Annotated in this window: 26 protein-coding genes; 6 read left to right on the forward strand and 20 right to left on the reverse strand. The window is 59.4% G+C overall.

Going from position 1 to position 26,280, the window contains the following annotated elements:
- Positions 1-136: 136 nt before the first annotated feature.
- Entirely contained in the window at positions 137-637 is a 501-nt protein-coding gene (tpx, locus tag ACOYXE_RS08635) for a thiol peroxidase (RefSeq protein WP_016987527.1), read from the reverse strand.
- 342 nt (positions 638-979) lie between these two features.
- On the opposite strand from tpx, the gene ACOYXE_RS08640 reads away from it, so the two are divergent.
- Positions 980-1,405 carry a YciI family protein gene (locus tag ACOYXE_RS08640; RefSeq protein WP_160057696.1) on the forward strand — a complete coding sequence of 142 codons (426 nt, stop codon included), beginning with the start codon at positions 980-982 and terminating at the stop codon, positions 1,403-1,405.
- A 111-nt stretch (positions 1,406-1,516) separates the two neighbouring features.
- Here the strand turns inward: ACOYXE_RS08640 and ACOYXE_RS08645 are convergent, their stop codons facing one another.
- Both ACOYXE_RS08645 and ACOYXE_RS08650 read right to left on the reverse strand, forming a co-directional pair.
- Positions 1,517-1,993, reverse strand: a complete 477-nt coding sequence (locus tag ACOYXE_RS08645; protein ID WP_160057695.1) for a hypothetical protein — start codon at positions 1,991-1,993, stop codon at positions 1,517-1,519.
- Between the two features lie 135 nt (positions 1,994-2,128).
- Positions 2,129-2,497, reverse strand: a complete 369-nt coding sequence (locus ACOYXE_RS08650) for a DUF6124 family protein (RefSeq protein ID WP_460928714.1) — start codon at positions 2,495-2,497, stop codon at positions 2,129-2,131.
- Positions 2,498-3,126: 629 nt separating this feature from the next.
- Between ACOYXE_RS08650 and ACOYXE_RS08655 the strand changes: the two genes are divergently transcribed.
- Together ACOYXE_RS08655 and ACOYXE_RS08660 are read left to right on the forward strand one after the other, a co-directional pair.
- Positions 3,127-4,746 (forward strand): J domain-containing protein, encoded by a 1,620-nt coding sequence (locus ACOYXE_RS08655; protein WP_460928716.1) that lies wholly within the window; start codon positions 3,127-3,129, stop codon positions 4,744-4,746.
- Entirely contained in the window at positions 4,743-5,741 is a 999-nt protein-coding gene (locus ACOYXE_RS08660) for a DUF3829 domain-containing protein (RefSeq protein ID WP_460928718.1), read from the forward strand. The genes ACOYXE_RS08655 and ACOYXE_RS08660 overlap by 4 nt, the downstream gene beginning before the upstream one ends.
- Positions 5,742-5,789: 48 nt before the next feature.
- Here ACOYXE_RS08660 and ACOYXE_RS08665 read toward each other — a convergent pair whose 3' ends face one another.
- From ACOYXE_RS08665 to ACOYXE_RS08680, 4 genes are all read right to left on the reverse strand, one after another.
- Positions 5,790-6,464: a DUF3313 domain-containing protein gene (locus ACOYXE_RS08665; RefSeq protein ID WP_160057690.1), complete on the reverse strand. Its 675-nt coding sequence runs from the start codon at positions 6,462-6,464 to the stop codon at positions 5,790-5,792.
- Positions 6,465-6,959: 495 nt separating this feature from the next.
- A complete protein-coding gene (locus tag ACOYXE_RS08670; RefSeq protein ID WP_160057689.1) occupies positions 6,960-7,934 on the reverse strand; it encodes a hypothetical protein in 975 nt (324 codons plus the stop codon).
- Positions 7,935-8,109: 175 nt separating this feature from the next.
- Complete coding sequence (locus ACOYXE_RS08675; protein WP_160057688.1) at positions 8,110-8,589, reverse strand: DUF934 domain-containing protein; 480 nt, start codon at positions 8,587-8,589, stop codon at positions 8,110-8,112.
- Positions 8,586-10,259: a nitrite/sulfite reductase gene (locus ACOYXE_RS08680; RefSeq protein WP_460928721.1), complete on the reverse strand. Its 1,674-nt coding sequence runs from the start codon at positions 10,257-10,259 to the stop codon at positions 8,586-8,588. Before ACOYXE_RS08680 ends, ACOYXE_RS08675 begins: the two co-directional genes overlap by 4 nt.
- A 346-nt stretch (positions 10,260-10,605) precedes the next feature.
- On the opposite strand from ACOYXE_RS08680, the gene ccoN reads away from it, so the two are divergent.
- Both ccoN and ACOYXE_RS08690 read left to right on the forward strand, forming a co-directional pair.
- Entirely contained in the window at positions 10,606-12,033 is a 1,428-nt protein-coding gene (gene ccoN / locus ACOYXE_RS08685) for a cytochrome-c oxidase, cbb3-type subunit I (RefSeq protein WP_460928723.1), read from the forward strand.
- Between the two features lie 18 nt (positions 12,034-12,051).
- Positions 12,052-12,270 carry a cbb3-type cytochrome c oxidase subunit 3 gene (locus ACOYXE_RS08690; protein WP_405123868.1) on the forward strand — a complete coding sequence of 73 codons (219 nt, stop codon included), beginning with the start codon at positions 12,052-12,054 and terminating at the stop codon, positions 12,268-12,270.
- A 191-nt stretch (positions 12,271-12,461) separates the two neighbouring features.
- Here the strand turns inward: ACOYXE_RS08690 and ACOYXE_RS08695 are convergent, their stop codons facing one another.
- Positions 12,462-12,953, reverse strand: a complete 492-nt coding sequence (locus ACOYXE_RS08695; protein WP_160057686.1) for a hypothetical protein — start codon at positions 12,951-12,953, stop codon at positions 12,462-12,464.
- Between the two features lie 212 nt (positions 12,954-13,165).
- Here ACOYXE_RS08695 and ACOYXE_RS08700 point away from each other — a divergent pair, with 212 nt between their 5' ends.
- Positions 13,166-13,858, forward strand: a complete 693-nt coding sequence (locus tag ACOYXE_RS08700) for an aspartate/glutamate racemase family protein (RefSeq protein ID WP_160057685.1) — start codon at positions 13,166-13,168, stop codon at positions 13,856-13,858.
- Between the two features lies 1 nt (position 13,859).
- Here ACOYXE_RS08700 and ACOYXE_RS08705 read toward each other — a convergent pair whose 3' ends face one another.
- From ACOYXE_RS08705 to ACOYXE_RS08760, 12 genes are all read right to left on the reverse strand, one after another.
- Positions 13,860-14,378: a GNAT family N-acetyltransferase gene (locus ACOYXE_RS08705; RefSeq protein WP_160057684.1), complete on the reverse strand. Its 519-nt coding sequence runs from the start codon at positions 14,376-14,378 to the stop codon at positions 13,860-13,862.
- Positions 14,379-14,570: 192 nt separating this feature from the next.
- Positions 14,571-15,551: a LysR family transcriptional regulator gene (locus ACOYXE_RS08710; protein WP_460928727.1), complete on the reverse strand. Its 981-nt coding sequence runs from the start codon at positions 15,549-15,551 to the stop codon at positions 14,571-14,573.
- 157 nt (positions 15,552-15,708) lie between these two features.
- Positions 15,709-16,656 (reverse strand): peptidylprolyl isomerase, encoded by a 948-nt coding sequence (locus tag ACOYXE_RS08715; RefSeq protein WP_460928729.1) that lies wholly within the window; start codon positions 16,654-16,656, stop codon positions 15,709-15,711.
- Positions 16,653-17,123 carry a YbjN domain-containing protein gene (locus tag ACOYXE_RS08720; protein ID WP_460928731.1) on the reverse strand — a complete coding sequence of 157 codons (471 nt, stop codon included), beginning with the start codon at positions 17,121-17,123 and terminating at the stop codon, positions 16,653-16,655. The genes ACOYXE_RS08715 and ACOYXE_RS08720 overlap by 4 nt, the downstream gene beginning before the upstream one ends.
- Positions 17,124-17,140: 17 nt before the next feature.
- Entirely contained in the window at positions 17,141-17,770 is a 630-nt protein-coding gene (locus ACOYXE_RS08725) for a DNA repair protein (RefSeq protein ID WP_460928733.1), read from the reverse strand.
- A gap of 17 nt (positions 17,771-17,787) precedes the next feature.
- Positions 17,788-19,485, reverse strand: coding sequence for a putative porin (locus tag ACOYXE_RS08730; RefSeq protein WP_405123873.1), 1,698 nt, complete (start codon positions 19,483-19,485; stop codon positions 17,788-17,790).
- Positions 19,486-19,524: 39 nt separating this feature from the next.
- A complete protein-coding gene (locus ACOYXE_RS08735) occupies positions 19,525-20,229 on the reverse strand; it encodes an energy transducer TonB family protein (RefSeq protein ID WP_460928736.1) in 705 nt (234 codons plus the stop codon).
- Between the two features lie 3 nt (positions 20,230-20,232).
- Positions 20,233-20,658, reverse strand: a complete 426-nt coding sequence (locus ACOYXE_RS08740; RefSeq protein ID WP_007915482.1) for an ExbD/TolR family protein — start codon at positions 20,656-20,658, stop codon at positions 20,233-20,235.
- Positions 20,659-20,669: 11 nt separating this feature from the next.
- Positions 20,670-22,466: a DUF2341 domain-containing protein gene (locus tag ACOYXE_RS08745; protein ID WP_460928738.1), complete on the reverse strand. Its 1,797-nt coding sequence runs from the start codon at positions 22,464-22,466 to the stop codon at positions 20,670-20,672.
- 14 nt (positions 22,467-22,480) lie between these two features.
- Positions 22,481-24,079, reverse strand: a complete 1,599-nt coding sequence (locus tag ACOYXE_RS08750) for a ShlB/FhaC/HecB family hemolysin secretion/activation protein (protein WP_460928740.1) — start codon at positions 24,077-24,079, stop codon at positions 22,481-22,483.
- A 56-nt stretch (positions 24,080-24,135) separates the two neighbouring features.
- Positions 24,136-24,747: a transposase gene (locus tag ACOYXE_RS08755; RefSeq protein ID WP_080750810.1), complete on the reverse strand. Its 612-nt coding sequence runs from the start codon at positions 24,745-24,747 to the stop codon at positions 24,136-24,138.
- 261 nt (positions 24,748-25,008) lie between these two features.
- A complete protein-coding gene (locus tag ACOYXE_RS08760) occupies positions 25,009-26,217 on the reverse strand; it encodes a DSD1 family PLP-dependent enzyme (protein ID WP_460929800.1) in 1,209 nt (402 codons plus the stop codon).
- Positions 26,218-26,280: the final 63 nt, after the last annotated feature.

Genomic DNA, 26,280 nt, shown 5'->3' on the forward strand with positions numbered 1-26,280 from the left:
GCACTGGTGGGAAAATAGCAAAGCAGCTTTACCGGCAATTTACTTACACCTTACGTTTCAAGGTGTGAGGCAAAACACTGATACACAAATGAAAACGGCCTGGACAGGGCCAGGCCGTTAACAATTGTAAAAGCGCTTACTTGAGAACGGACAGTGCCGCTTCGTAGTTAGGCTCTTCAGCGATTTCCTTGACCAGTTCGCTGTGCAGGACGTTGTCGTTTTCGTCCAGAACCACAACGGCGCGAGCGGTCAGGCCTTTCAGCGGACCGTCAGCAATGGCCACGCCGTAGTTCTCGATGAACTCGGCACCGCGCAGGGTCGACAGGTTCTGGACGTTTTCCAGACCTTCAGCGCCGCAGAAACGCGCTTGAGCAAACGGCAGGTCAGCGGAGATGCACAGCACCACGGTGTTAGCCACTTCGTTGGCCTGAGCGTTGAACTTGCGCACCGAGGTGGCGCAGGTCGGGGTGTCAACGCTTGGGAAAATGTTCAGCACTTTGCGCTTGCCGGCGAAGTCTTTCAGGGTGACGTCGGACAGATTGCCGGCAACCAGAGAAAAGGCTGGCGCCTTGGAACCGGCTTGTGGCAACTGGCCGTTGACTTGAACCGGATTGCCTTTAAGGGTGACTTGAGCCATGACTTGAGTCCTTCTGATGTTTTGATTGGAAAGCATGCAAGAGGCCGAAGTTAACCACGAAATTGTCCGACGACCTATGCCCTGTTTGGAAATTGTTGGGTGCCTGCGCGAAAAATTGTATACAAAACCAAAACCATTCCCCTGTAGGAGTGAGCCTGCTCGCGATAGCGGTCTTTCATATACGCAAATGTTGACTGACATACCGCTATCGCGAGCAGGCTCACTCCTACAATGGATCTGCGGTGTGAAAAATTCTCTGCATCTTTTACCAGAGACCCTGTCGATTCGATCCCGGCTCGTTCGACTAAGCAATGAATCCCAACAATCCACGGAGTACCTGCCATGCGATTCATGATCCTTGTCAAAGCCAGCGCCGACTCGGAAGCCGGCATCATGCCCAGCGAAGAGCTGATCACCGCGATGGGCAACTTCAACGAAGAACTGGTCAAGGCCGGCATCCTGATCGATTGCGATGGCCTGCATCCGAGCAGCAAAGGCGCCCGCGTGCGCTTCTCCGGGGACAAACGCACGGTCATCGACGGGCCGTTCATCGAGACCAAAGAACTGGTGGCGGGTTACTGGATCTGGGAAGTGAAATCCAAAGAAGAAGCCATCGAATGGGTCAAGCGCTGCCCTAATCCAATGTCAGGCGATTCTGATATTGAAATCCGCCAGATATTTTCTGCCGAAGACTTCGGCGCCGAATTCACCCCCGAAGCACGTGCGCAAGAAGAACGCGCTCGCGAACAAGCCAAGAAAAACAGCTGAACCGGATATCCCCATGTAGGAGCTGCCGAAGGCTGCGATCTTTTGATTCTGTTCTTAAAACACAAGATCAAAAGATCGCAGCGTCGTTTCACACGACAGCTAAAGATTCGATCAGTCGGGCATAGAGCGGATGATGTCAGCCAGATCATCCTTGGTTATTTCATTGGCCTTGATCGCAGCGGCGACATCTATTCTGGAAAGCGGAAAACGTTTGAAAGTTTCTTTCAAGGTTTCCTCATCAACATTGTCCAGCCAGAGCGGATCGATAAATGAACCGCCATATTCAGGCTTCATGGGAATTTCTTCGTGTGCAATTGCACCTCTATGGTTGAGATACACCACATAGCGGTCATGCCCTTCAGGAAAGCTTTTATCGTGATAAAGCGTAGTGCCCAAAGGCAGAACATAGTAGTTCTCGTCGCCATTTGGGCCTTCAATCAGCAACGGCTCTTTGGTTTTGATCATTTTCCTGTCGTGCCCTTTCCCGATATCACCAAAAATCAGAAAAGCCAAAAAAACTGCATTGACGGATAAAACTACCGCCAGCCATAGGCTAATTCGCCTGTTTGTAACCATCTTCCTTATCAAACCTTTGCTCCTGCAATTGTCACGGTTATGCCCGACCGTAATTCAAGGGACGCTCCGCGTTCCAGCTTGCGAATTTGACGCAGAGCGTCAGGGGCTGCATTCCCACGCAGAGCGTGGGAATGATCATTCAATGGATCAGTTCTTGAGTTCGACGTGATCCAAGGCTTGATTCACCGCCAGTTCCCCCAGCATGACGACCTGTGCGATCCCCAATGCAGTCTTGCGCTGAGAAGTTTCCAGCGAGGCGGCGAAGTTGATCAGCATTTCGCTGGCCGAGCCGAGGGTTTCGCTGGCGTTGGCGAGCAGGGATTCAGTGTTGTACCTGGGATTGGCGAGGTACATGGGTTCCGGCTCGTTGGCGCTGGACATGATGCAGGCGGCGGGGTTGAGATAGTAGTCGAGGGCGCGGTCGGCGGCTTCGTGAAGTTTTTTACTGTCGACTGAGGCGTAGGGGGATGTGCTGTCTGCGTCTGATTCTGGGGGATTGGGTGTTGGTTTTTTCATGGTGGAACTCCACTGGAAAGTTGGAGCTGCCCCATTCGGTTTCCGGACGAAGAGGTGGCAGCTGTACGCAGGTTGGAAACCCGGGCAGCGGCGACCCGGTCGACCCGAAGGTCTCCCGCGCACAGCCGCCATAACGGAGTGCACACATTCGAAGTGCGCAAGGATACGTTATGAAAAGCGTGTACGCGCCACTAATACCCGTCGGGGTTTCCAGTCCCGGTCGCTGATTTGGCAGCGACGAACACAGGCTAGAGACCCGACGTCCGACGGACAACCTGAAAACCTTGTGGGAACGTTCCGCAAATTCGAAACAACGTTTAAACATCCCGAATTGAAATACGCATAGGTAGCTGCCAAATGCTCGGGCCGTGATCGGAGGATCTTTTGATTTCGCATTTAAAAAACAAGCGCAGTCTCGTGTCACTCGAAAGCTCTTGTCGCCAGTGCGCCATCCGCTTGCAGGGTCAGTTGGCGGGTGATGCGCGGCGATGGCGGCAACCCGTATTTCCGCTGGTTCGTCGGCAAATAAACGACGGCTGAGGACTTTTCGACGCGAAACAGGTAGGGTGCGCACAATCAAAGTGCCACCACTGGACCGCGTCGAAGGTTTTCATGGAGTTGTACACGCAATGAGTTGCTGGACCGTCCTTGGCCTTACGGCCGACGCCGATACGCGCAGTATCAAACGACAATATGCTGCCCTGCTCAAACAGACCCGTCCAGACGAAGACGCCGAGGGCTTCCAGCGCCTGCGTGACGCCTATGAGCAAGCCCTGAATTACAAGGAATGGGCGCAGGCCAACGAAGACCTGGAGGCTGAAGAAGACGCCTGGGACTTGACCGGCCTGACGGTAGTCGAGGTCGATGCCTTGCAACAGGCGACCCGCTCGCTGCACGGCACCAGCCTTGCGCAGTTGCAACAACGCCATGCCCTCGCCGTCGAGCAGGGTTGCGCGCACATCCTCGAAGAGACCCTGCTGCAGCATTGCATCGAGCACCCTGAAACATCGGCGTCGATGGTTGATTGGGCGGTTCAGACCTATCACTGGTTCAGTGCCTGGCAGCGGCTTGAGCTGGATGAAGAGTCGATCGAGCTGTTGCTCGATCAGCAGCGGGAACGCATCACTCGACCGCTGCGTGATGCCCTCGAAAGTGAAGACACTGCAGCCTTTTTGCAGGCCTACGCACAGTGCGCCGAATGCCTCTGGCTCGACGCTGAAGTACACCGACTGTGGTTCAACCTGTTCCTGAGTCGATTGCTGCTGGACAGCGAACACTGGTCCTCCGCTATTTTCGAGCAGGTTTGTGCGGGCCAGGGCTGGCACACCGGCCCGGCCAACCGTTGCCCGCAAGACGAATGGAAGCGTCTGATCGCTCGCCATGAAGCTCCGCTTTTTATCGCGCAGCAACGACAACTTGCCCAAGAGCCGCCAGCCACTGCCGAACACCGCGCCGCGCGCCTGTTGCTCGGCAGCGGCCCGTTCAGTCAGCGTCGCGCGCTGGCCCGACGCCTGCGCGAAGAGGATTGGGCGCAATGCCGCCAATTGAGCTCGGCACTCTATGCCAATCACCCAATGGTCTGCGCAGAGTTGCCCGGTGGCACCGCGTTTTTCTGGCGCGACTGGGAGCTCGGCCGTGGCGAATGGCCGACATACCTTGGCGTGGTGCTGGCCTGCCTGATCGGTGCTTTTGCGCACTTCATCCCGCTGGGGCTACGCGTCACCGGCCTGTTCAATATTTTCATGGTATCGATCGTGGTGTTCGGTGTAATTGCCGCCGGCCTCAATTGGCTGGCGCACGATCTGGCGCACCGTTATTGGCTGCTGGATGACTGGCTCAGCGCGCGGCTGTGTCCGGGGATCGTGGCGCCATTCGGTGTACTTCGCGACTTGATTCCCTGTGCGCTGATGGCGGCCGGACTCACTTGGCTATTCGGCCCCGTCGGCGGGGTGGTCTATGCGACGACGTTGGCGATTGTCGGTCTGGTACGGCGGCGCCAGATCCAGCCACATGTGTCCTGGGAACAACGCAATCCACTGCTGAAGATTTGCCTGGTGATCCTCGGCGTTGTTGCCCTGGTGATCGCCCTCGGCGTGCTCAATGTGATTGCCAGCAAAGACACGGTTACCCGCAATCAGGGACTGCAACCCTGGGCCGAGCGCTTGTGCAGTCGTCTGCCCGCCTCGGCGACCGGCTGCGGTGCGCCAGCCACCCGTGAGCAATGGTATGGCGCGGAGGCAAAACCATGAGTTCGAGAATGATGTTTGGCAGTGGCCTGCTGATCGCGCTGCTGGTGATGGGATTGTCGGGAGCAACCACGCCGTTCCTGCAACTCGATCTGTGGCTGGACAATCGCGACGCGCCCGTCACCGCTCAGGCCAACGCACTCAGCCCGATCATCACCTGCGTCAACCGTGTCGACGTGCATTGGCAGGTGGCCTATGAGCAATACAAAAATCCGAAACCGCCCAAGGATTATTCTGCCGCCAATTGGGTCCCCGAACCACGGGACTTCGAGGACAGTGATGCGCGCATCGTGCAGGACATCCAGAAGGATGTCTGTCTTTCCAACATGAACCTGAAGCTCGATCTTCTGGGCTATCAGCCGGGCCTCTCGCAAAGCGCCCGGGCCTATGCGAAAGCACTGCAGGGTGTAGCAACGGTATCGATGCCTTCACGATTCGATAGAAGTGCAAGTTTCGTTTCGGTGTTCCCGAATCCGTCAGGGGGCTACCGGGAGCGGTACCTGAGCGCCATCGCTGACTACCTCCAAACATCGGCGGCTCTGAGAAAAGACCTTGTGGCGCTCGATGTCGCCCAGCGCAACGAACAACTGAAACGCCTCGAAGCACGTGTGGGCAAGGATATCCACTGGTCTCTGCTGGCTTTCATGATTGAGGCCCGGGAGACACTGGAGCGACTGGAAGACGGGATGAAGCACCGAACGCTGACACCGCAAACCGTGGCGGACACCACCGCCAGCCTGCAACGAGCGTGGGATCGCCGCGAGCCTTTCATGCGCTTGCCCGAGCGCGGATTACGCACCAAGGACGACGACGCGAGGGAACTGTGGGAGTACATCCGTGAGCCATCGCAACAGTACCTTGAGGCGCTGAACACACTGCACAAGGACTGGCAAAACCACGCCGAGCCGCAACGCTTGAGCGACGACTACTACGCCGTCACTCGCGGTTACGACGCCCTGCTCAGTCACTACAACCGCCGGGCGCGCGCTGACTTTTGAGGGTGTGCACAGGCCGGAGAATCCTCGCGGACCTCCGGCCGTATGCACTTATTTGCCGGCCTTGAGCTTCAGATACGACTGACGCAGGTCTGCGGCCCAGCCATCGATGACGGGTTTGACGTCATTGGCGCTCATTGCCTGCGAATCATTTTCCAGTGGCTTGCCGGTACCTTTGCGCACCACTTGCGCGACGACCTTGTTATTCGCGCCATCGAGGAACACCGCTTCGGTGGCCAACGTGGTTTCCTGATCGCGAATACCGCTGGCCGTGCTGACCGCAGCGGCGACCAACGCAATCGGAATCACCTCGTAAGCGTGCAGGCCTTCGGTGGAACTGCTCACGGCGGTGATCGCCGCACGCACCACAATCACACCTGGACCTGGGCCAGTCGCCAACGGCAGATCTTTGCCGATTTCACGCTTGAGCGCTTGATCGTAGTAGGAAGTGATGCCATTGAGGGTTTGCTGGGAGATCTTCGCGGTCGGTTGCGGTTTCGGGTAGAGCTGGGTCGGCTCGATATAAACGCTGGTGAATTTCCTGACGTCGACCTTCGGATCGATCCAGCGCATCACCTCGGCACCTGACGGGGATTTGGCCTCCTTGAGTTGGCTGTAGTCTTTGAGGAAGCCGGAGTACTCTTTCGGGTCGACGGTTTTGCTGGAACAACCTACCACTGCGAGGGTGGCAAAACACAGTGTGCCCATCATCACTGCTAGCTTCATGCTGTAACTCCTGTCAGAAGGCCGAAAACTTTGCCTGGGGGAGTTACAGGTATAGCTAAAACCTCAGCAATTGCGATTGCAAAGCACAATATTCACGCAAGGCTGCGCGGCGGATCACATGCATCATTTGAAAGACGTCGCGCATCCGGCAACGCTGCCTCGAGCACTTGGCCATTGGTGAGCTTCAAGAATCCGCTGCATTGGAGCAATCTGAGCCAGGACGCCCGCAGATGCTGTTGCAGGGGTGGAAGAAGATGAACTAAGTGATTGGCTGGAGATTGTCTTCCCTCACCCTAGCCCTCTCCCAGTGGGAGAGGGGACCGATTGGGGGAGATTCTAGAGATGCACCGACGTGAGCGATTGGCGTTGAATCCATGATCGACTCGGTCTTTCACGTCGGTCGCTCGCCAGACAACTCGGTCAGTCCCCTCTCCCTCCGGGCGGTCCGACGTTTCGGGAGGGTTAGGGTGAGGGGCTTTTCTGGGGTTCACCCCGTTACCAGGACGAAGTCTCACCACTGCGCAACGCCATCTCCCGCCGGCTGTTGATGTGCATCGCCTTGATCAACGACACCGTGCCCACCAGCAAAATCGCCGCACCCAACAGGAAGTCGATGTTGTACAGCTGGAAATCCTGGACCGGCCCGATCAACAGCACCCGCACGATCGCGGCGCCCAACAGCGTGGCAAGGAAGTCGATCCCCGGTTCATTACGGTAAAACACCAGCAGCAACGGCAGACACAGCACCAACAGCAGCAACAACACGACTACCTTGAATGAACCTTTACGCTCCACGCTGAAGGCACATTCGTGCGGCCCGTAAGCCTTGTAATCGTCGTCGCGGATCATCGAGTTGTTCTCGTTGATGTAGTCGACGCGGTTGTACTTCTGGATCGGTGTGAAGGTGTTGGACATCTCCATCAGCGTGGTGATGTTCTTGAAGCGCAGATCAATGCGCTCACTGCCCTTGAGGTAATAGAGCACCGGTTTGTAGCCGTAGCGATAGGTGTCGAAGGGGAATTCGGTGACCTGACCCTGCACACCGATCGGGCGCGGTTCGAGTTCGGCGTAGGCGCTTTTGTTGGTCGCGGAAAGGTTGCGGCTCAGCGGCTGCACCTTGACCTGCTCAAGGAAGATCGGCGTGACGCCGTAGGACCATTGCAACGGCTCCAGACGCAAACGCAGTTCATTGCGAGCGAGGTCATAGCGGTTGAAGGTACGTTCCGAGACCACCAGCGAACCACTGAGCATGAACTCGCCGCGCAGGTTATTGGTGACGCGCAAGGTCAGTTGATCCTTGCCCAGCAACGCCGCTTCCGTGGACGGCGGCGTGCCGCACCACGCGGTGCTTTCGCCGACACCGCCGAGCTGGCCGCTGCGGTTTTCCTTGAATACGTAAAAGTAACTGGCCCACAGCGTCACCATTAACAGCAACGCTGTGAGGCCGAGGATTTTTTTGCCCGGACTCACTGATCAGACTCCCTTCTTCGGTTCCATCGTCCAGCCGAAAACCCGCTGGCGACGGCGACTCTACCAAAAGGCCACCATCGACCCAAGGGAAAATGCCCGATTCATGAGGTTTCTAGGGGTTTCCCCGGTGTACATCGAAGATCAAAAGATCGCAGCCTGCGATCTTTTTTAACCGTCAACGCCGACGAAAAAGCGGACGCGGCTCGATCACCGAACGCCCATACAACACGCTCATGCCGGCCAACCCCTTCAGCGCATCCTCGGCAGACTTGTCCTCGCGCACCGCGAAACTGTCGAACCCGCACTGGCGCATATGGCTGAGCTGATCGCGCAACACATCGCCAATCGCGCGCAACTCCCCTGCCCAGCCGAACCGACTGCGCAGCAGATACGCCTGACTGTAGGCTCGACCGTCGCGAAAACTTGGAAAATCCAAGGCAATCAGCGGCAACGAACCCAGCCACGGCACCAGGCTCTCGACCTCATCGTCCGGGCCGAGCCACACGGCGTGGGTCGACGGCGATTGCAGCCAGTGCATCAGCGGCAAGATCAGCAAACCTGCAGGCCTTGGCGTCGATGGTTCACGCACCAGCGTCCACGGATCGTCCTTCGCAATCCGCGCCACACCCTGCTCCAGCCGCAACAGATTGTTCATGCCGTGGCCTCCAGCGTTTTCGGATAGACCCGTTCCTTGAACGGCTCCAGGCCAATCCGTGCCACGGTATCGACAAACAATTCTTCGTGCTCGCGATAGCGCACGAAGGTGCCAATGATCCGCTCGATCACCTGCGGCACTTCGGCGGCGCTGAACGACGGGCCGATGACTTTGCCCAATGCGCTGTTTTTACCTTGGGCGCCACCGAGGGTGATCTGATACCACTCGCTGCCATTCTTATCGACGCCGAGGATGCCGATATTGCCGATGTGATGATGGCCGCAAGCGTTCATGCAACCGGAGATGTTCAGGCTGATATCGCCCAGATCATGCAGGTAATCGAGGTTGTCGAAGCGCGCCTGAATCGCCTGGGCGATCGGAATCGATTTGGCGTTGGCCAGTGCGCAGAAATCGCCACCCGGGCAGGCAATGATGTCGGTGAGCAGGCCGACGTTGGCGCTGCCCAGATCATGTTTGCACGCCAGTTGCCACAGCGCGTAGAGGTCGGTTTTCGGCACACCGGGCAAGACGATGTTCTGCTCATGGGCGATACGAATTTCGCCAAACCCGAAACGCTGCGACCAGTCGGCCACCGCCAGCATCTGCACAGCGGTCACATCTCCCGGCGGCGAAGCCATGCCCGGTTTGGTCGACAGCACCACGCTGGTGTAACCCGGCACCTTGTGCGGTTGCACATTGCGCGCGACCCAACAGGCGAACGCCGGGCTTTCCGCCAGGCGCGTGCCGAAGTCCAGATCGGTGTCGGCCAGGGTGTGATAAACCGGCGGCACGAAGGCACTGGCGACCCGTTGATATTCGGCCTCGGTCAGTTGCGCCGGGCCGTCCTTGAGGTGCTGCCATTCCTCTTCGACTTCCTTGGCAAACGCTTCGATGCCGAGTGCCTTGACCAGAATCTTGATGCGCGCCTTGTACTTGTTGTCGCGCCGGCCGTGCCGGTTGTACACGCGCAAAACCGCTTCGACGTAGGACAGCAAATGCTGCCACGGCAAACCTTCGCGGATCTGCAGACCGAGAATCGGCGTGCGCCCCAGACCACCGCCGACGATCACTCGTAGGAGCATTTGCCCATCACGTCCGGGGTAAAGGTACAGACCGATGTCATGCATCATGATTGCCGCGCGATCCTCTTTGGCCGAGCAGATGGCGATCTTGAATTTGCGTGGCAGAAAGAGGAATTCCGGGTTGATCGTCGACCACTGCCGCAGGATTTCGGCCAACGGGCGCGGGTCGATCAACTCGTCCGCCGCGACCCCGGCGAAGGCCTCGGTGGTGATGTTGCGCACGCAGTTGCCGGAGGTCTGGATCGCATGCATGTTGACCTGCGCCAGGCGTTCGAGGATGTCCGGCACCTCGGCCAGTTCGATCCAGTTGAACTGCATGTTCTGCCGCGTGGTGAAGTGGCCGTAACCGCGATCATAGTCGCTGGCGATGCTCGCCAGCGTGCGCATCTGCTTGGCGTTCAACGTGCCGTAGGGAATCGCCACGCGCAGCATGTAGGCGTGCTTTTGCATGTACAGGCCGTTTTGCAAGCGCAGCGGCAAAAACTCCTCTTCGCTCAGTTCCCCGGCCATGAAGCGCTCGACCTGATCGCGAAACTGCGCAACGCGCTCGAACACCAGCGCCCGGTCGTAATCATCGTATTGATACATGCCACTGCCACCTCATCAGGACGCACACAATTCCTGTAGGAGTGAGCCTGCTCGCGATAGCGGTGTGTCAGGCAACTGAGATGTTGACTGACACACCGCTATCGCGAGCAGGCTCACTCCTACAGTTTTTCCCAGACTATGGCCGAACGGCGCAGCACGTTACAGATTCACCTGAAGCGATAAAAACCATATCAGGGCGCGGCAGAACGCCGCAGTCAGCCCTTAAATCTGATCCGCATAAATGAAAGATTCCTGAGCCTGTTTTGTTTCTGGTGGGTTTTCTACAGTGCAGCTCATGCCAGACCGGGTGGCCTGGCAAGACTTTGCAACCGTGGATGAACTGACCATGAGTACAGCAACAATCGGACAGGCTTATAACTACAAGGTCGTCCGCCAATTCGTCATCGCCACAATTTTCTGGGGTGTGGTGGGCATGGCGATGGGGGTTTTTATCGCCTCGCAACTGGTGTGGCCGGAGATGAATCTGGACCTGCCGTGGACCACTTTCGGCCGCTTGCGCCCGCTGCACACCAGCCTGGTGATTTTCGGTTTCGCCGGCAGCGCGCAATTCGCCGCCAGTTACTACGCGGTGCAGCGTACCTGCCAGGTGCGGCTGTACTCGGACACCCTCGCCGCGTTCACCTTCTGGGGCTGGCAATCGGTGATCGTGATCATGCTGATCACCCTGCCGATGGGCTACACCACCACCAAGGAATACGCTGAGATCGAATTCTCCGGCGCGGTGTGGATGGCCGTGGTCTGGGTCGCCTACGCCGTGGTGTTTTTCACTACCGTGGTTCAACGCAAGACCAAGCATATCTATGTCGGCAACTGGTTTTTCGGCGCGTTCATTCTGGTGATCGCCATGCTCCATGTGGTCAATCACCTATCGATTCCGGTTGACTGGTTCAAGTCCTATCCGGTGTATTCCGGCGCCACCGATGCGATGGTGCAGTGGTGGTACGGGCACAACGCGGTGGGCTTCTTCCTGACCACCGGGTTCCTCGGGATGATGTATTACTTCGTGCCGAAACAGGTCAATCGACCGGTGTATTCGTATCGCCTGTCGATCGTGCATTTCTGGGCGCTGATCACCCTGTACATCTGGGCCGGCCCGCACCATTTGCACTACACCGCGCTGCCGGACTGGGCGCAATCACTGGGCATGGCCATGTCGCTGATCCTGCTCGCGCCGAGCTGGGGCGGGATGATCAACGGCATGATGACCTTGTCCGGCGCCTGGCATAAGTTGCGTACCGACCCGATTTTGCGCTTTCTGGTGTTGTCGCTGGCGTTCTACGGCATGTCGACATTTGAGGGGCCGATGATGGCGATCAAAACGGTCAATGCCCTCTCCCATTACACCGACTGGACCATCGGCCACGTGCACGCCGGGGCGTTGGGCTGGGTGGCGATGATCACCTTTGGCGCGACCTATCACATGGTGCCGAAAGTCTTTGGCCGCGAGCAGATGTACAGCACGCCGCTGATCAACCTGCACTTTTGGCTGGCGACCATCGGCACGGTGTTGTACATCGCCTCGATGTGGGTCAACGGCATCACCCAGGGCCTGATGTGGCGGGCGATCAACGAGGACGGCACGCTGACCTATTCGTTTGTCGAGGCGCTGCAGGCCAGTCATCCGGGCTTCATCGTGCGTTTTGCCGGTGGGGTGTTTTTCCTCACCGGGATGTTGCTGATGGCTTACAACGTCTGGCGCACGGTGCGGGTCGCCGATGTCGCGCTGGCGCACCGCGAAGCGCAGATTGCCTGAGGCAGGGAGCCGCTCGTGATGGATATTTTTTTCAATGTGTTGGGCGTGGTGTTTCTGTGGCTGGCGGTGGAGTACTGCTTGCGGCGGGAGACGGCGCAGAGTCTGGATGAGGCAAGCATGGTGCCGTTTGCCGATGACCCGGAGGTCGCTCGGCGGGTTGAGCTGGCCACTGGCAAGACAGTGAAAGCGGTGGCGCCTGAAGTAGCGAAGCCGGGGTGGGTCAATCTCGATATGTGAGGGTGTCAGGTGGGCTGCCCTCACCCTAGCCCTCTCCCAGAGGGAGAGGGAACTGACCGAGTGGTTTATGCGAACTACATCGACCTGAAATATCTAAGGTGAATGCAATCTCAAAAACGATGAAGATCGGCCCCCTTTCCCCCTCGCCCCCTTGGGGGAGAGGGCTGGGGTGAGGGGGTAAGCTCTTGATCTTAACTACGATCCCGAGGGATCAGGCTCTGCAACTGCTGGGCGAGGAAGTTGGCATCAAAGGCAAACGTATCCGGATCCTTCAAACCATTGGTCTTGCGCCACTGCCACTCACCATTCGCCAGTCCCACCAACGAAATGCTGCCATAACGCGCCGCCGTCAGCCCCATCACCGCAAGCGAAATCTGCCCCGCACTGCCCATCACATCCGGCACGAACTCCACCGGCTTGCCGGCAATCACAATACTCAGTTTCTCGGTCTTGAAGGTCGAGGTCTCCACCGGGTTGCTCGGCCCGAACGCGACATACGCCTCACGACTCACCTCCAGCAGATTCGGTGTCTGCACCGGCTCCAGCCATTGCTGAATATCACCGAACAACGCGGTAATCCGTGTAGCCCAAGCCGCCGATTGCGTCTCGAACAGTTGCTTCTTGTGCGCTTCACTCTCGGCGTAATGACGAAGCATCTCGCCCAGTTGTTGTACGTCGTCCATAGCGGTGTTCCTCGGAAAGGAGCTGCAAAGGTCGATAGTGGCAGATACCAGCCTCTGCGTACGTTTAACCTGCAGCATGCCCGATGAAGCACCATGACACTTGCGTGAAAGATCGGCAGTACAGTCACTTGTTACTGGCATCGAACGCTGAACAAAAGGAAACTCCGCGCAAACCTGAACGTTCGACACTGTCATATGCCTGAGGACATCCAATGCGCACCATCGGCCTGATCGGCGGCATGAGCTGGGAATCCAGCGCCGAATACTATCGACTCATCAATCAGCAAGTCCGTGATCGTCTCGGCCCGTTGCGCTCGGCACAATTGCTGATGTACAGCGTCGACTTCGGCCCTGTCGAACAGGCCCAGCACGCCGGGCGCTGGGACGATGCCGCCGCCATTCTGGTGGACGCCGCGCGCAGGCTCGAAGCCGGCGGCGCCGAATGCGTGGTGCTGTGTACCAACACCATGCACAAGGTTGCCGAACAGATTCAGGCGGCGATCAGCATTCCGTTCCTGCACATTGCCGAACCGGCCGCGCAGGCTGCCCTGTCGATCGACGCACGCACGGTGGGATTGCTCGGTACGGCATTCACGATGGAGCAGGACTTTCTCAAGCAACGCTTGGTCGCCAAGGGTTTGACCGTATTGGTGCCGGACGAAACAGAGCGCAAGGACGTGCACCGGATCATCTACGACGAACTCTGCGTCGGTGTGATCAGCGATCAGTCGCGAGAAATCTATCAGCGGGTGATCGAATCCCTCACCGCGCGCGGCGCGCAGGCGATCATCCTCGGCTGCACGGAAATCGGCCTGTTGCTCAAACCCGAACACAGCGCCCTGCCCCTGCTCGACACCACCGAGCTGCATGCGCAGTCGGCGGTGGCCTTCGCTTTGGGCGAGTGAGTCAGGTTTTCGGACGACTGCGCAGACGGGCCATGCTCAGGGTGTCGACCCACTGCCCGTCGCGCACCGCGTAATCGCGAAACAGGCCTTCGGTCTCGAAACCGAATTTGCGGTAGAGCGCGATGGCGGCCTCATTGTCGGCGTAAACCGAGAGTTCGACGCGGTGCAGGTTCATCCAGTTGTCGGCGATATCCAGCGCCGCCGCCAACAATCTCGAACCGACGCCTTTGCCCTGCCACGCCACAGCGACTGCCATACCGACGCTGCCGGCGTGGCTGCGACGAATCCGTGAATAGTTTTCCAGCCCCAGATGGCCGATGACCTGCCCCTGATGCAGCGCGACCAGCTTCAACACCCGTTCATTTTCCGCCAGCAGCCGTTGGCGCCAGACGTCGACGGACTGAAACGGCATCTGCAACACCTGCCGGGTGACGGCCCGCTCGTTGTAGAGCGCAGTGACAGCCTCGAGGTGCGACTCGCTGAAGCGTTCGATGTGAATGGCGGCGTTGTGGTCGGGCATGACGGATCCTTCCTGGATCGATGTGTGGCTGACCACTCTAAACCGCCAAACACGACATCAGCCATAGGTAAATACTTGTAGGAGTGAGCCTGCTCGCGATAGCGGTGTGTCAGTCAACATTGATCAATCTGACACACCGCTATCGCGAGCAGGCTCACTCCTACAGGGGAATGTGGGCACAGGAGGATTGCGTCAGGGCTGGAACCATTCGTGGCGTTCGTTGAAGGTGTGGTGGATGAGGTCGGTCAGGGTTTGGACTTCGCTGATATTTTGTGAGTCCGCGTTGACCGCCAGCCATGCCTGCAATTGCATGGGCTCGGCGAACAATCCGGGCAGCGCGATCAGGCCCCGATCAAAGCGGCTCATATACGCCGGTAATAAACCGATGCACGCGCTGCAACGAATCATCTCCAGCATCAATTCATAAGACTGCATCTGCACCACCCCGGCCAAGCGCTGTTCAACCAGTTCATTCCATGGGCGAAAGCTGTCGATCTGCCGATCATGTTGCCATTGCACCAGCATGAAATCGGCAAGGTCATCAGGGGTGTCCGGCCGCGCGGTGACGCGGGAGTAGCGTTTGGCGATGTGCGGCAGGTAGTCGAGACGCGCCAGCGCTTGTGGTTCGCTGGTGGCGAACGTCGGGCCGGGGTGTGGGGTTTCGCCGTTGGCCAGCCAGAGGACGATGTCGGCACTGACGGCGCGCAGCGACAGTTCGCTGTCCAGCGCGATGATTTCCAGACGTACGCTGGCGTTGCGGCGCAGCAGTGCGATGAGGTCGCGGCCGAGAATGTCGTGGAGGATCGATTCGGCGACGGCGAGGCGAATCAATGGTTGTTCGATCACCGGGAGTTTGCGTTCGTTGGCCAGCGCTATCAGTTTGGCCTGCAATTGCTGGCCTTCGCGGGTCAGGCTCAGGGCGCTGCCCTGGAAGCTGAACAGGGTGTGTTGCAGTTCTTGCTCAAGCTGCGCCAGTTGTTTACGCAGCAGGGTCGAGCGCACGTTGAGGCTGCGTGCGGCTTGCATGAAGCAGCCGCAGCGGGCGCTGACCAGGAAGTATTGCGCGACGTCGGCGTCGATGGTCGTGGCATGTGCGAGCCACGGTTCGCTGTTGTCCTGTGGCCAGCGGTAATCGTTGGTGCCCGGTCGTCCTGCGGGTTCGGTGTATGACATCGATGACTCCCTGTCGATCTTTGTATTTGTCTTAACGCAGCTCCCTGTAGGAGTGAGCCTGCTCGCGATAGCTGTGTGTCAGTCGATATTTCTTAACCTGCCACACCGCCATCGCGAGCAGGCTCACTCCTACAGGGGGGGGTTGGTGAAACTGAGATTAGTGTTTTTCCTCGAGGACTTTGTTGAGTTCGGCGCCATCGATGCTCAGTGTTGCGGTGTTGAGCATGCCGTCGAGATAAGCCTGGGCAATCTGCTCCTGGCGCTGCGCACGCAAGGCCTGGGTCAGTTGATCGCGCAGTTCATCGAGGGTCGCGGTGCGTGCCGGTTGTTGCTCGGTGAGTTTGATCACATGGAAACCGGCCGCGCTTTGTACAGGATCGGAAACCGCACCGAGCTTGAGCCGCGCCACGGCACCACGCACCTCAGGCACCAGTTGCTGCAACGGTTGAAGGCCGGTATCGCCACCGCGTTCAGCGGTGACGCGATCCTGCGAATACTGAGTCGCCAGCGCGGCAAACTCCGCTGGCGTCGCCTGCGCTTTCTTGCTCAGGTCAAGCGCCTGCTTGCGCACCGATTCAAGATTCTGCGGATCATTTACGCCGAGGAAAATCTGACTGACCCGATACAACGCCGGCGTCTGCCAGTTCGTCTTGCCGGCGTCATAAGCCTGCTGCAATTCAGCCGCACTCGGATAATCCGCCGGCACTTGACTGACCGAACGCAAGTAATCACGGAACACGATCTGCTCAGTCGCCGCCCGGGTCTGCCGCGCAACCTCCGGGCGCTGCGCCCAACCCTGTGCATCGGCCTGCTCCAGCACCGCTTTCTCGGCGAGACGCGTGCGAATCCAGCGCTCCAGCGCCTCACGGTTGCCGCGCAATTGTTCGCGGGTCTCTGGCGGGACTGTCGCCAGCAACGCCTGCAGTTCGTCAGGCGAAACCTGCTGATTACCCAACCGCGCCACCGCTGGCCCCGTTGCAACCGTCGCCAGCGGCGACGATTGCTGGGCGGCGACCGGGTCACTGCCCGGCCGCACCACCAGTGCCACGGCCACCACCAACAGCGCCACTGCCGCAGCGCTGATCACCATGGCAGGCTTTTTCACAGCGCGACTTCCTCTTGCTCGGCGACGGCGACTTTGGCGGTGGATGTTTGCGCGGCTTGAGTGAAATCACGCAGATAGACGATGAACTCCTGCAACAGGCGATCCCACAACTCCAGGTTGCCACGCAGGTGCTCGTTGCTCACGCCTGCTGCCACGACCACATCCATTTCCATCACCAGAAACTCACCCTGCAACGACAAGCGCGCAAAACGGCGCGTGGCGTTCCATTGCTCGGCCACACCCTGTGGCAACTCACCCTGCACCCGCAGCGCACAGCTGAAAGTGAAATCGACGTAGCTGCCCTGCTCCACCGCCGGGTTGCCGAAACGCACGGCGTAGCCGATGCCCTGGCTGGCGCTGAGCAACTGGACGATGCCGTTCTGTTCGGTCTGGTTCACGCGATAACCGGCGGCTTGCAGGACGTCGGTCAGGGATTGTGGGGAAACATGGCTGATCAATTGAGTCATTACTTCTTCCTTGTCTATCAGTGCGAGAGCGCAGCTTGCGGCGCGTCGAATTGAGTCTTGTAGAGCTCGTCACCGAACCCCTGGGCCAGTTCATCGAACTTGACCCGGGCGCTGCCCGCGAAGGGTTGGCGGATCTTCATCACCTCGGCCACGTCGATGTTTTCGTAGGCAGTGAGGATCTGTTTGGCGACGCCGTACATCTGCTGATTCTTGACTGAACATTGCTGCACTTGTGTGTCACGTTCAGTCAATTGCGCTTGAAGCTTAGACCGTTCTGCCTCTTTGGCACGGGCCATGACCAGCAATTCGTCATAGGCCTTTTTGAACTTGCCGGTCTGCTCGGCACTGGCCGCCACTTGTGCCTGCGCCTGGCTGTGCAGGCTCTGTTGCTGTCCGGTCAGTTGCTCGGCAACGCCTTTGGCCTTGGCCAGTTCGGCAGTCAATTGCTTGATTTGCGCCTGCGCAGCCTTGGCCTCGTTCTGCGCCGCCAGTTGCGCGGCGCTGGCCTGGGCCTGCTGACTTTGCAGGGCCTGCAACTGTTGCGTGGTGCTGCGCAATTGCGTGCGCAGGCGTTCTTCCATGCCTTCGGCATGCGCTCCAGTGGCGATCAAAAGCCCGAGCCCGAGCCACACAAATCGCGTTTTCATAACCCTCTCCCGGCGCCTTAGAAGCGCGTGTTGATCTCAAGCTGCAAGACGTCGATGTCGAACGGCGCGCCGTACACCGCTTCGGTGCTCATCCAGCGCCCGGTGGCATAAACGTTCTTCGCCAGACCGTAGTTGCCGCCAATGAAATAACCCTTGGCGTTGGTGCCGCCGAGGTGGAACGACGAGTCGTTGAAGCCGTCCGGCAAGGCGTCGGGCTGGATGTATTTGTAACCAGCGAACATGTTCCAGTCGCCCTGCTTTTTCAGGTCCAGCGCGCTGCCGAGGGTGAACTGCACCATCCACGCATTGGCGCCGCTTTCGATGTCGCCGTTGCTGTCGAGGTTGTTGACGATCTGCCCGGCCGAACGCTTGCGCATGTCGCCTTCGTCGTAGGCGAGGTTGTGGATATAGTTGCCCTGGCTACGCAGTTTGAAATCTTCCGGCAGATCGGCGTCCCAGACCACGTTCAAGTCCAGCAGATTGAATTCCGAAGCAAGGCCAACGAACTGCGGCTGCGGCGTGGTGGTCGGGTTGAGCGGGTTCGGCGTGATGTCGCGCAGCAGGAACACGCTGTTGCCCTTCTGCATGAACGCTGCGCGGCTGCCATCGCTGTCGCAACCCGGTGCGCCGGCCCACGGTTCGCAAGGGCTGGAGCGCTGGCCTTGAATGTCGTCGAAGCGGTAGTAAGCCAGTGCGCCTTTCAAGCGGTTGTTGCTGTTGATCGCCCACTTGGCGCCGATCTGCGCGCCGTACAGCCACTTGTTGTCACTCTCTTCCTTGTCAAAGCCGTTGCTGCTGGCGGTGTCGTTGGTGTAATCCACCGGGAACGCACCGACGGTGCCGAACACGCCCCAATCGCGGTTGAGTTTGTGGTCGAAAATCGCTGCCACGCCGTCGAAATTCAAGTCGTTGGAATAGAGCATGTCGGTGGACATGAACGGGTTGGCGAAACGCCCGCCAGTCAAGGTCAGCTCATCGGTCGGCTTCCAGTTCAGGTAACCCTGATCGAGCCAGATGTCCTTCTTGGCGAAACCGCCACCGAGGTTTTGCGTGGTCGACACCGGGTTGTTGTCCGAACCGGTGCCGATACGAATACCGGCGGTCCATTGCGGCGAAATCTCTGCTTTCATGCCCAACCGTGCGCGGATGCGAAACTGATTGGTGCGGTCTTCGCGGGTGTTGAGCAATGGCGGCAGACTGGTGCTGCTGTTGGGATTCACGTCGTACGGGCCGTTGTTGTTGAGCTTGGCGAAGTCGACGATCTCGTTGCTGTTGCTGTCCGAGTAGTAGCGCGATTCGTTGCGCAAGCGAATGTCGCCGTCGAAACTGATGCGCGCAGCCCATTCCGGGAAGCTGTTGGGCGCGGCCCAGTTTTCCTGTTTGGCGGTAGCCATGACTTCGGCTTTGACCTGATCGCGAATCTGGTCACGCACCGCTGCCGGTACGTATTGCACACGGACATCGCCCGGTGCCGCCACTGGCCCGGCCGCCACGGCGGTGGATGTCGCTGCTTGTTTAGCCTGGGCCGCTTCGTTCTGCGCCTGAGCGATAAGCGCGTCGGCCTTGTCCTGTTTCAGAATGCCCTGCTCGACCAGCAAGCGGATCAGATTGATCGTGGCGTTCTCCGAGGGCGCGGGCGCTGCCACGGCCTGACCGACCAGGGTCGCAATGACCATGCCGACCGCCAGGGACAATCGATTCACGTTGGAAATCATCTGCACACAACTCCTTTTGGCAAAGCGTAAATAAGTGAATTAACCCGGACGCCGCCCTTGCAGGGACAGGCGCACAGGCAAAGTGATGGAGGCCGGTGGCCGTTCGCTCAGTGCCGGCGCGCCACGCAGCGCGGCCAACACTTGCGTATCAATCTCGGGGTTGCCGCTGGACTTGATCAGCTCGACCCGGGTGATCTCGCCAACGCTGCTCAGCCAGACATCGGCCTGCAGCGAGAACGCGAGGTTGCGCAGTTCAGGGTTCTCACGGAGCAAACGCTGGAAGGTGAACGCCAGAAACTGGCTGTATGTCCCCGTGCCCAGACGCCCGCCGCCAGCCCCGGCCATGCCGCCGCCCTTGCCCGCGCCGATATTGAAAGCGTCGTTGCCGCTTTGAGCATCACCGTCCATTTGCATCGGGTTGGCCAGATCGTCCGCCGGCGATGGCGGCGCTTCCTCCTCGGGCTTGACCTCTTCTGGCTCGGGCGTTGGCTCCGGCTCGACGACTTTTTCTTCCACTGGGGTTTCCGGTTCCGGCGGTTTTTCTGGCGGCGGTGGTGGCGGTGGCGGCAATGGAATGATCGTCGGCACCTTCGGCGCTTCGCGGCGGATGCCACTCATGTCGTTGGCCCACTGCCACAAAAAACACGCAGCGAGCGCGCCGATGAGCAAGCCGGCGCCCCACTTCGCATAACGCAGCGCTGGTTTTTTCACCGGCAACGGCTCGATCGGGAGTTGTGCGGTCATGACTCAGCCCTGACTCGGTTTGCCGGTGACGAGACCGACCTGGGACAGTTCGAGCCGGCGCAACAGATCCAGCACTTCGATGACTTTCTGGTATTGCACCGTCGCGTCGCCGCGCACGATTACCGGGAAATCCGGACTCTGCGCCTTCTCGATGCGCAGGCGTTCTTCCAGTTCAGCCAGGGTCACCGGGTAAGCGTCGAGGAACACCTGGCCGCCGTCGTTGACCGAAATCGCCTTGGTCTTGGCCTCGGACAGCGACACCGAAGCGCTGGCCTTGGGCAGGTTGATCTGGATCCCTGAGACCTGCGCGGTGGCGGTGAGGATGAACATCACCAGCACCACCATCAGCACGTCGACCAGCGGGGTGATGTTGATGCTGTCCACCGCGGCATCTTCGTCATCGTCGTGGGAGGCATTTACGGACGCCATGTCAGTGCTCCTCAGGCCGGTACAGAGTGGTTGGCGTGATGGCCGCGATGCGACGCCTCACTGAACTGGCTCTCGCCATGCATCTCCGCCAGCCGGGTGATGAACTCGTCGACGAACACACGCATGTCGGCGCTGACTTCCTTGTTGCGGGTGATCAGGCGGTTGTAGCCAAACAGCGCGGGGATCGCGACGAACAGGCCCATCGCCGTGGCCAACAACGCGGCAGCCATACCCGGCGCAATGGCATTGATATTCACGTCACCGGCCATCGCCGTGCCGAGGAACACCACCATGATCCCCAGCACGGTGCCGAGCAGGCCGATGTATGGGCCGCCAGCGATGGCGTTGGACAGGGTCGAGAGTTTCGAACTCAGTTGCTGGTTTTCGCGGGTGCGCACGCCGTCCATCGAGCAGCGAATGGCTTCGATAGTCGCCGCTGACACCGAGGAGGTATCGGCGCCCTGCTCGCGGCGGGTACGGATCTCTTTGACCGCCACCAGATACAGCCGCCACAGCGACGAATGCTGCAAACGCTGCGCGAGTTGGGCGTCGTCGGCGAACATCTCCAGACGCGTGCCAACCTTGGCGAACTGCACGCGGAAGTCTTCGTTGGCGGCAGACACGCGGCTGAGGCTGCGGTTCTTGCGCAGCATGATGATCCACGACTGGAACATCATCAGCACCAGCACGGCGATGATCACCCAGGCGTCGATTGGCACCGCATTGAGCAGGAAGCCGAGGCTGCCGAAACCGAAACCGGACTGTTCTTCGTCGACACCGTAAGCGACCAGTTTCGACTCGGCACCTTGCGAGGTAGCGTCGGCCAGCAACAGCGCTGCCGGGCGCGAAACCTTCGACAGGCGCAATTCATCGATAGCGCCCACGAACGGCTGGAACGGGCCTTCGTGCACGTCAGCGCCGATGGCCATGACCGAGTTGAATGCCGGCATCGCCTGAGCAAGCGTGGCCGCTTCGCGACCGTTGATGAACAGGGTCACTTTGGAACCTTCAGCGGTCAGCGCGACATGCTGCCATTGGCCCGGATTCAGCGCTTGCGTGGCGACGGCGCGTTGGCCATCGATCTCCACAAACGGCACGCCTTGGTTTGCTCCGATCAATAGACTGTTGGCGCCTTCGCGACGGGCGAGAATCAGTTGCTCGCCACTGGCCTTATCAAGTCGCAGCCAGGCACTGAAGGTGAATGCGCTACCAGCGTTGTGTTGCAGCGAAGGACTTGCCGGCAGCAGCAACGGCTGGCCGCTGAACTGCAAGGCGCGCCCGACGACGCCGTCAATCGCCGCGCCGGTCGCGCTTTGTGCGGTATTGCCGTAGGCGGTGGTGTCTTTGGCCGGAGTGCCGGTGGCGCCGTCGAAGTGATACAGCGCGGTGTAATTGGGGTCGAAGGTCAGTTGGCCGTTGCCGGTCGCCGGAGCCTTTTGATTGCCGTAGTACATCCAGATGTCCTGGCGCTGACCGCCCTCGACATTCGGCACATCGACCCAGATCAGCGCCATGCCCATCAGTGCGTCGAAGCTTTCGATCTGGTGGTTGAGCACGGTCTTGTCATCGGCAGCGACGAAGCGCAGATCCGCGCCGTCCTCCTTCACGCCATCGAAGGTGAAGTTGCCAGTGTGCAGGCGCACCAATAACGCGGTACGGCCGAGGGCCTGATTGATCGCCGCGCCTTGTGGCGTGGTGTCGACGGCGATCTGTTTGCGGTAATGCCAGTCGTCCTGCCACCAGGCCTGAGCCGTGGCCGGGAGCACGAAGCCCAGGCAGATCAACAACGAAAGAATGAGGCGCTGCATGAACGTGCTCCTTGTTAGAAAGTGGCTTGAAGGTTGAAATGCAGGCGCGATTCCTGCTTCGAGGTGTTCGGCCCTTCGAGTAGCGGGTAGCCCCAGTCGAGGCTGCCGGACAGCCATTTGCTCAGGCTGGCGCGGGTGCCGAGGCCGACGCTGGCCAGGGCGTAATTGGCGTCCTGATCCGGCAGTTCGTCGCGCAGATACAGTTGCGCGCCTTCGGCAAAGGCATAGAAGCGCCAGTCCTGCATCCACGTGCCGGCGTATTTGACCAGCGACGGCGAGCGCACTTCCTGGCTGAGCAGCAAGCCGTCATCGCCGGTGCGTTCGGCGGCCAGATAGCCACGCACCGAGGTCGCGCCGCCGGCGGAGAATTGTTCGTTGGAAACCAGCGGCCCGGACGCGAGCTGGAACGCGGCTTTGCTTGCGCTCTGCCAGTCGCTGTCGAAGGTCCAGGTGTAATTGGTGTCGCCCTTGAGCACGGCGAAACTCGGTTTGGCGCGGTAGCGTTTGTAGTCGAAATCTTCGTCGGAGCTGCCGTAGCCGAAAATGCTGCGAGTGGCGGCGACCAGACTCAGGCCGAGGCCGAGCTGGCTCTTCTCGGTGTAGCGATAGCCGTTGTAGGCGAAGGTGAACGGCGCGTATTGCAGCGGGACTTTGTCGCTATCACCGGACAGGGTCAGGCGTTCGTCGAAGTCCTTGAAGTCGATGCCGGCCGACAGCGAGTTCGACCAGTTGCCGCTGGAGGGCAGCGTATAAATCGCCGAGACGCCATAGGAATGGCCCTTGCCCAACACGTTGCTGCCGCCGATGGTGGCGACGTTGCTGTCGGACTGGTAACCGGAGAACTGCACGCTCCAGCGCTCGGTCAGCGGCGCGGTGTAGGAGCCGGACCAGACCTTGGCGTTGTCGGTTTCCTGCGGCGCGGTGAAGTACGTCAGCGAGATGCTATGGCCAAGTTGCCAGAGGTTGTTGTAGCCAAGGCTGGTGACAGTGCGCAGCTTTTCCGTGTCGGCGCTGTAGTCGTTGTTGAGGCCAACGCTCGCGGTCCACGGGTTCTGGTCTTCGACCTGCAGATCGACGTCCATGGTGCCGGGGCGCTGACCTTCGCGCACCAGCGGCATGACTTGCCGGCCCGGGGTTTTGTTGAGTTGTGCGAGTTCGCCTTGAACCTTGGCGAAGTCCGGCACCTCGCCTTCCTTCAGCGCCGGGACGTCGTCGCGAATATCCAGCGGCGAATAGTGTTTGGCGCCGACCACACGTACCCGGCCGACCTTGGTTTCGCTGACTTGCAGATAGACGATACCGTCGGCGACGGCTTGCTCCGGCAGCTCGACGAACACCGACTGATAACCGCGTTGCTGATAGGCCTTTTGCAACGCGTCCCGAGCGCCTTCGATATCCGTGAGGGCTTTTTGCGGGCCGAGGAACGGGTACACCGCTTCTTCAATCGCCCGCGCATCGAGCACGGTGTTGCCGCGCACGAAGTATTCGTTGACGTCGACCAGACGCTGCGCTGCGGTGTTTTGCGCAGCCTCTTCGGCCAACGCCGGCTGCACGCCCGCCGTCACCAGCAGCCAGCCCCACAGCGCCAGCCGTGACTTGAAAATCGGTTCCACACTACCCCCTGAATTCGCGATGACCTGTTGGCGTTTCGAACGCCGCGTGTATGGCGTCAATTGCTGGCTGTCGAGGCGCAGGCGTGTTTGCCCAGCCACGTGTGCAAAAGCGCGAAGTTCAGCGAGAACTCGGGCATTTGCAGCAGCGCGCCGCAGAACACTTCGCCGATGATTTTTTGAATAAGCAGCACCGCGCGCGGCTCGTTGAGCAGCGTGGCGATGTCGCGACTGAGGGCGTTGAAGCTCCAGACTTTCTGGTTCAGGCCAAGACCGACGAACCAGCGGAACAACAGGTTGTAATTGAGCTGTTCATACAGTTGCTGCTCGCTGGGCACCGAATACAGCAGTTGCAGGAGCAGGATGTGCATCACCGTTTGCGCGGGAATCAGCATGCCCGGCTCGGCATTGAGGTCGTGCAGGAGGTCGCGGTGGGCATCGAGCAGGTCGTCGATCTGCGGGCGCAGCAACACCAGCGAATGGCCCGGCGGAATGTAGCTCGACACCTCTTTCAAGGCGCCCTGCCAGTCATCCTGCGAGACGATCCAGACCCACGGCGCGCCGTAGCGATACACCGAAACCGGCTTCTTGCGCGCGGCTTCGACGATCTTCGACAGGCGTTGATCGAGTTCCTGCATGCCCACTTTCGAGTAGCGTTCCATAGTCCCCATTGCCTCACTCCCGGCGTCCCGCCTCGGCTTGTGAAAAGCGCCCCGTTGGGCCCCTCAAGCGCGTTACATAGGCATGACCGGACTGGCGATGTGCTACCGAACTTTTGTCATAAAAGCTTCATTACGGCGTATGGGTGTACACACATCCAATGTAGGAGTGAGCCTGCTCGCGATAGCGGTGTGTCAGCCAAAGAAATATCAACTGACAGGACGCTATCGCGAGCAGGCTCACTCCTACAGGGGATTTGTGGTGATTTTGGGTCAGGTGTAGACGGGCCAGGTGTCGACGATTTTGCCACCGCGCACGGCGAGCAGATCGCCGAATTGCAGCAGTACGGCCTCGGTCTGGGTCGGGCGCAGGAAGACTTGATCTTCGATGGTCAGGCCCACGGCATTGGAACCGTTAACCATCTCCTGATTAGAACTGCGACCGTAGACGCTGTTGCTCTGTAAACCCTTCGGCGATTCGAACTCGGCCATCCAGTTGCCGCCATAGATGAAGAAGGTCTGACGCTGATTCTGATCCCACCACGAGAACAGCTTCGACTTGTCATCCAATGCAGGAATGTTCACCGCGCCAGTGCTTTTCAACACGGGCGTGGCGATGTAGGTCGCGGGGACATGTTCGGTGAGCGATGGCAAATCGTAGTGCGTCGGTTTGAGCATCGCCGTGCCCACCGACACTTCCGTGCTGAGTTTTTCGTTTTCGTGAATGCGATAACTCGGGCTGCCGGCGGTGTTCAGGCACAAACCGTCGTGCCACAACGCGGGGAACTGCTGCCGGGTGAAATCGACGCAACGCTGATAAATCACCATGACCTTGGCGAACAACTCTTCCGGCGAGCCGAGAATCCCCGGCACGCCCATACCCACGAACGGGTCATAGCCCATGAACCCGGCGAATTCCAGATGCTGGGGGTTGGCGCTGATCAACGTGAGCATCTGCCCCAGCGCATTCACATCACTGACGCCGCCGCGATGCAGGCCGACATCCAGCTCGATGTTGATGCGCATCCGTGTGCCGAGTCCTTGAGCCAGCGCAAGGTATTGCTGCAAACGTTCGGGGCCGTCGAGCAGCCATTGCAGTTGCTTCGCGGGATCAAACGGGCCTTTGTGGGTTTGGTAGAACAGCGCTGCCGAGCGCACCGGTAATGGCTTGCCGAGCAGAATGTCGGACTGCGGAAAAACCTGCGCATCGTGATTGAGAAACGGCTGATGAAACGACATCAGCTTTTGCGTGCCGGCACGTTGCGCGATGTAGCTCAACAGCCCCGGCGAAGGCAGTGACTTCTCCACCAGCCGCAGGTGTTTGCCCCCGCGTTTGACCGACTGCATCACCACATCGATGTTGTGATCGAGGCGATACAGATCGATCAACAGCACCGGGCGCATCGGGCCTTTTTCCTTTAACTCTTTGTTCAGTGCGCGGAAATATTCGCTGTACGGCGCGCCTCGATCGCCCGGTCGCAGCCATGCTCCAGCCCCCACCAGCAACGCACCGACACCCAGCGTACCCAGTAGAAAATTGCGCCG

This window comes from Pseudomonas sp. MC6 (assembly GCF_054790575.1).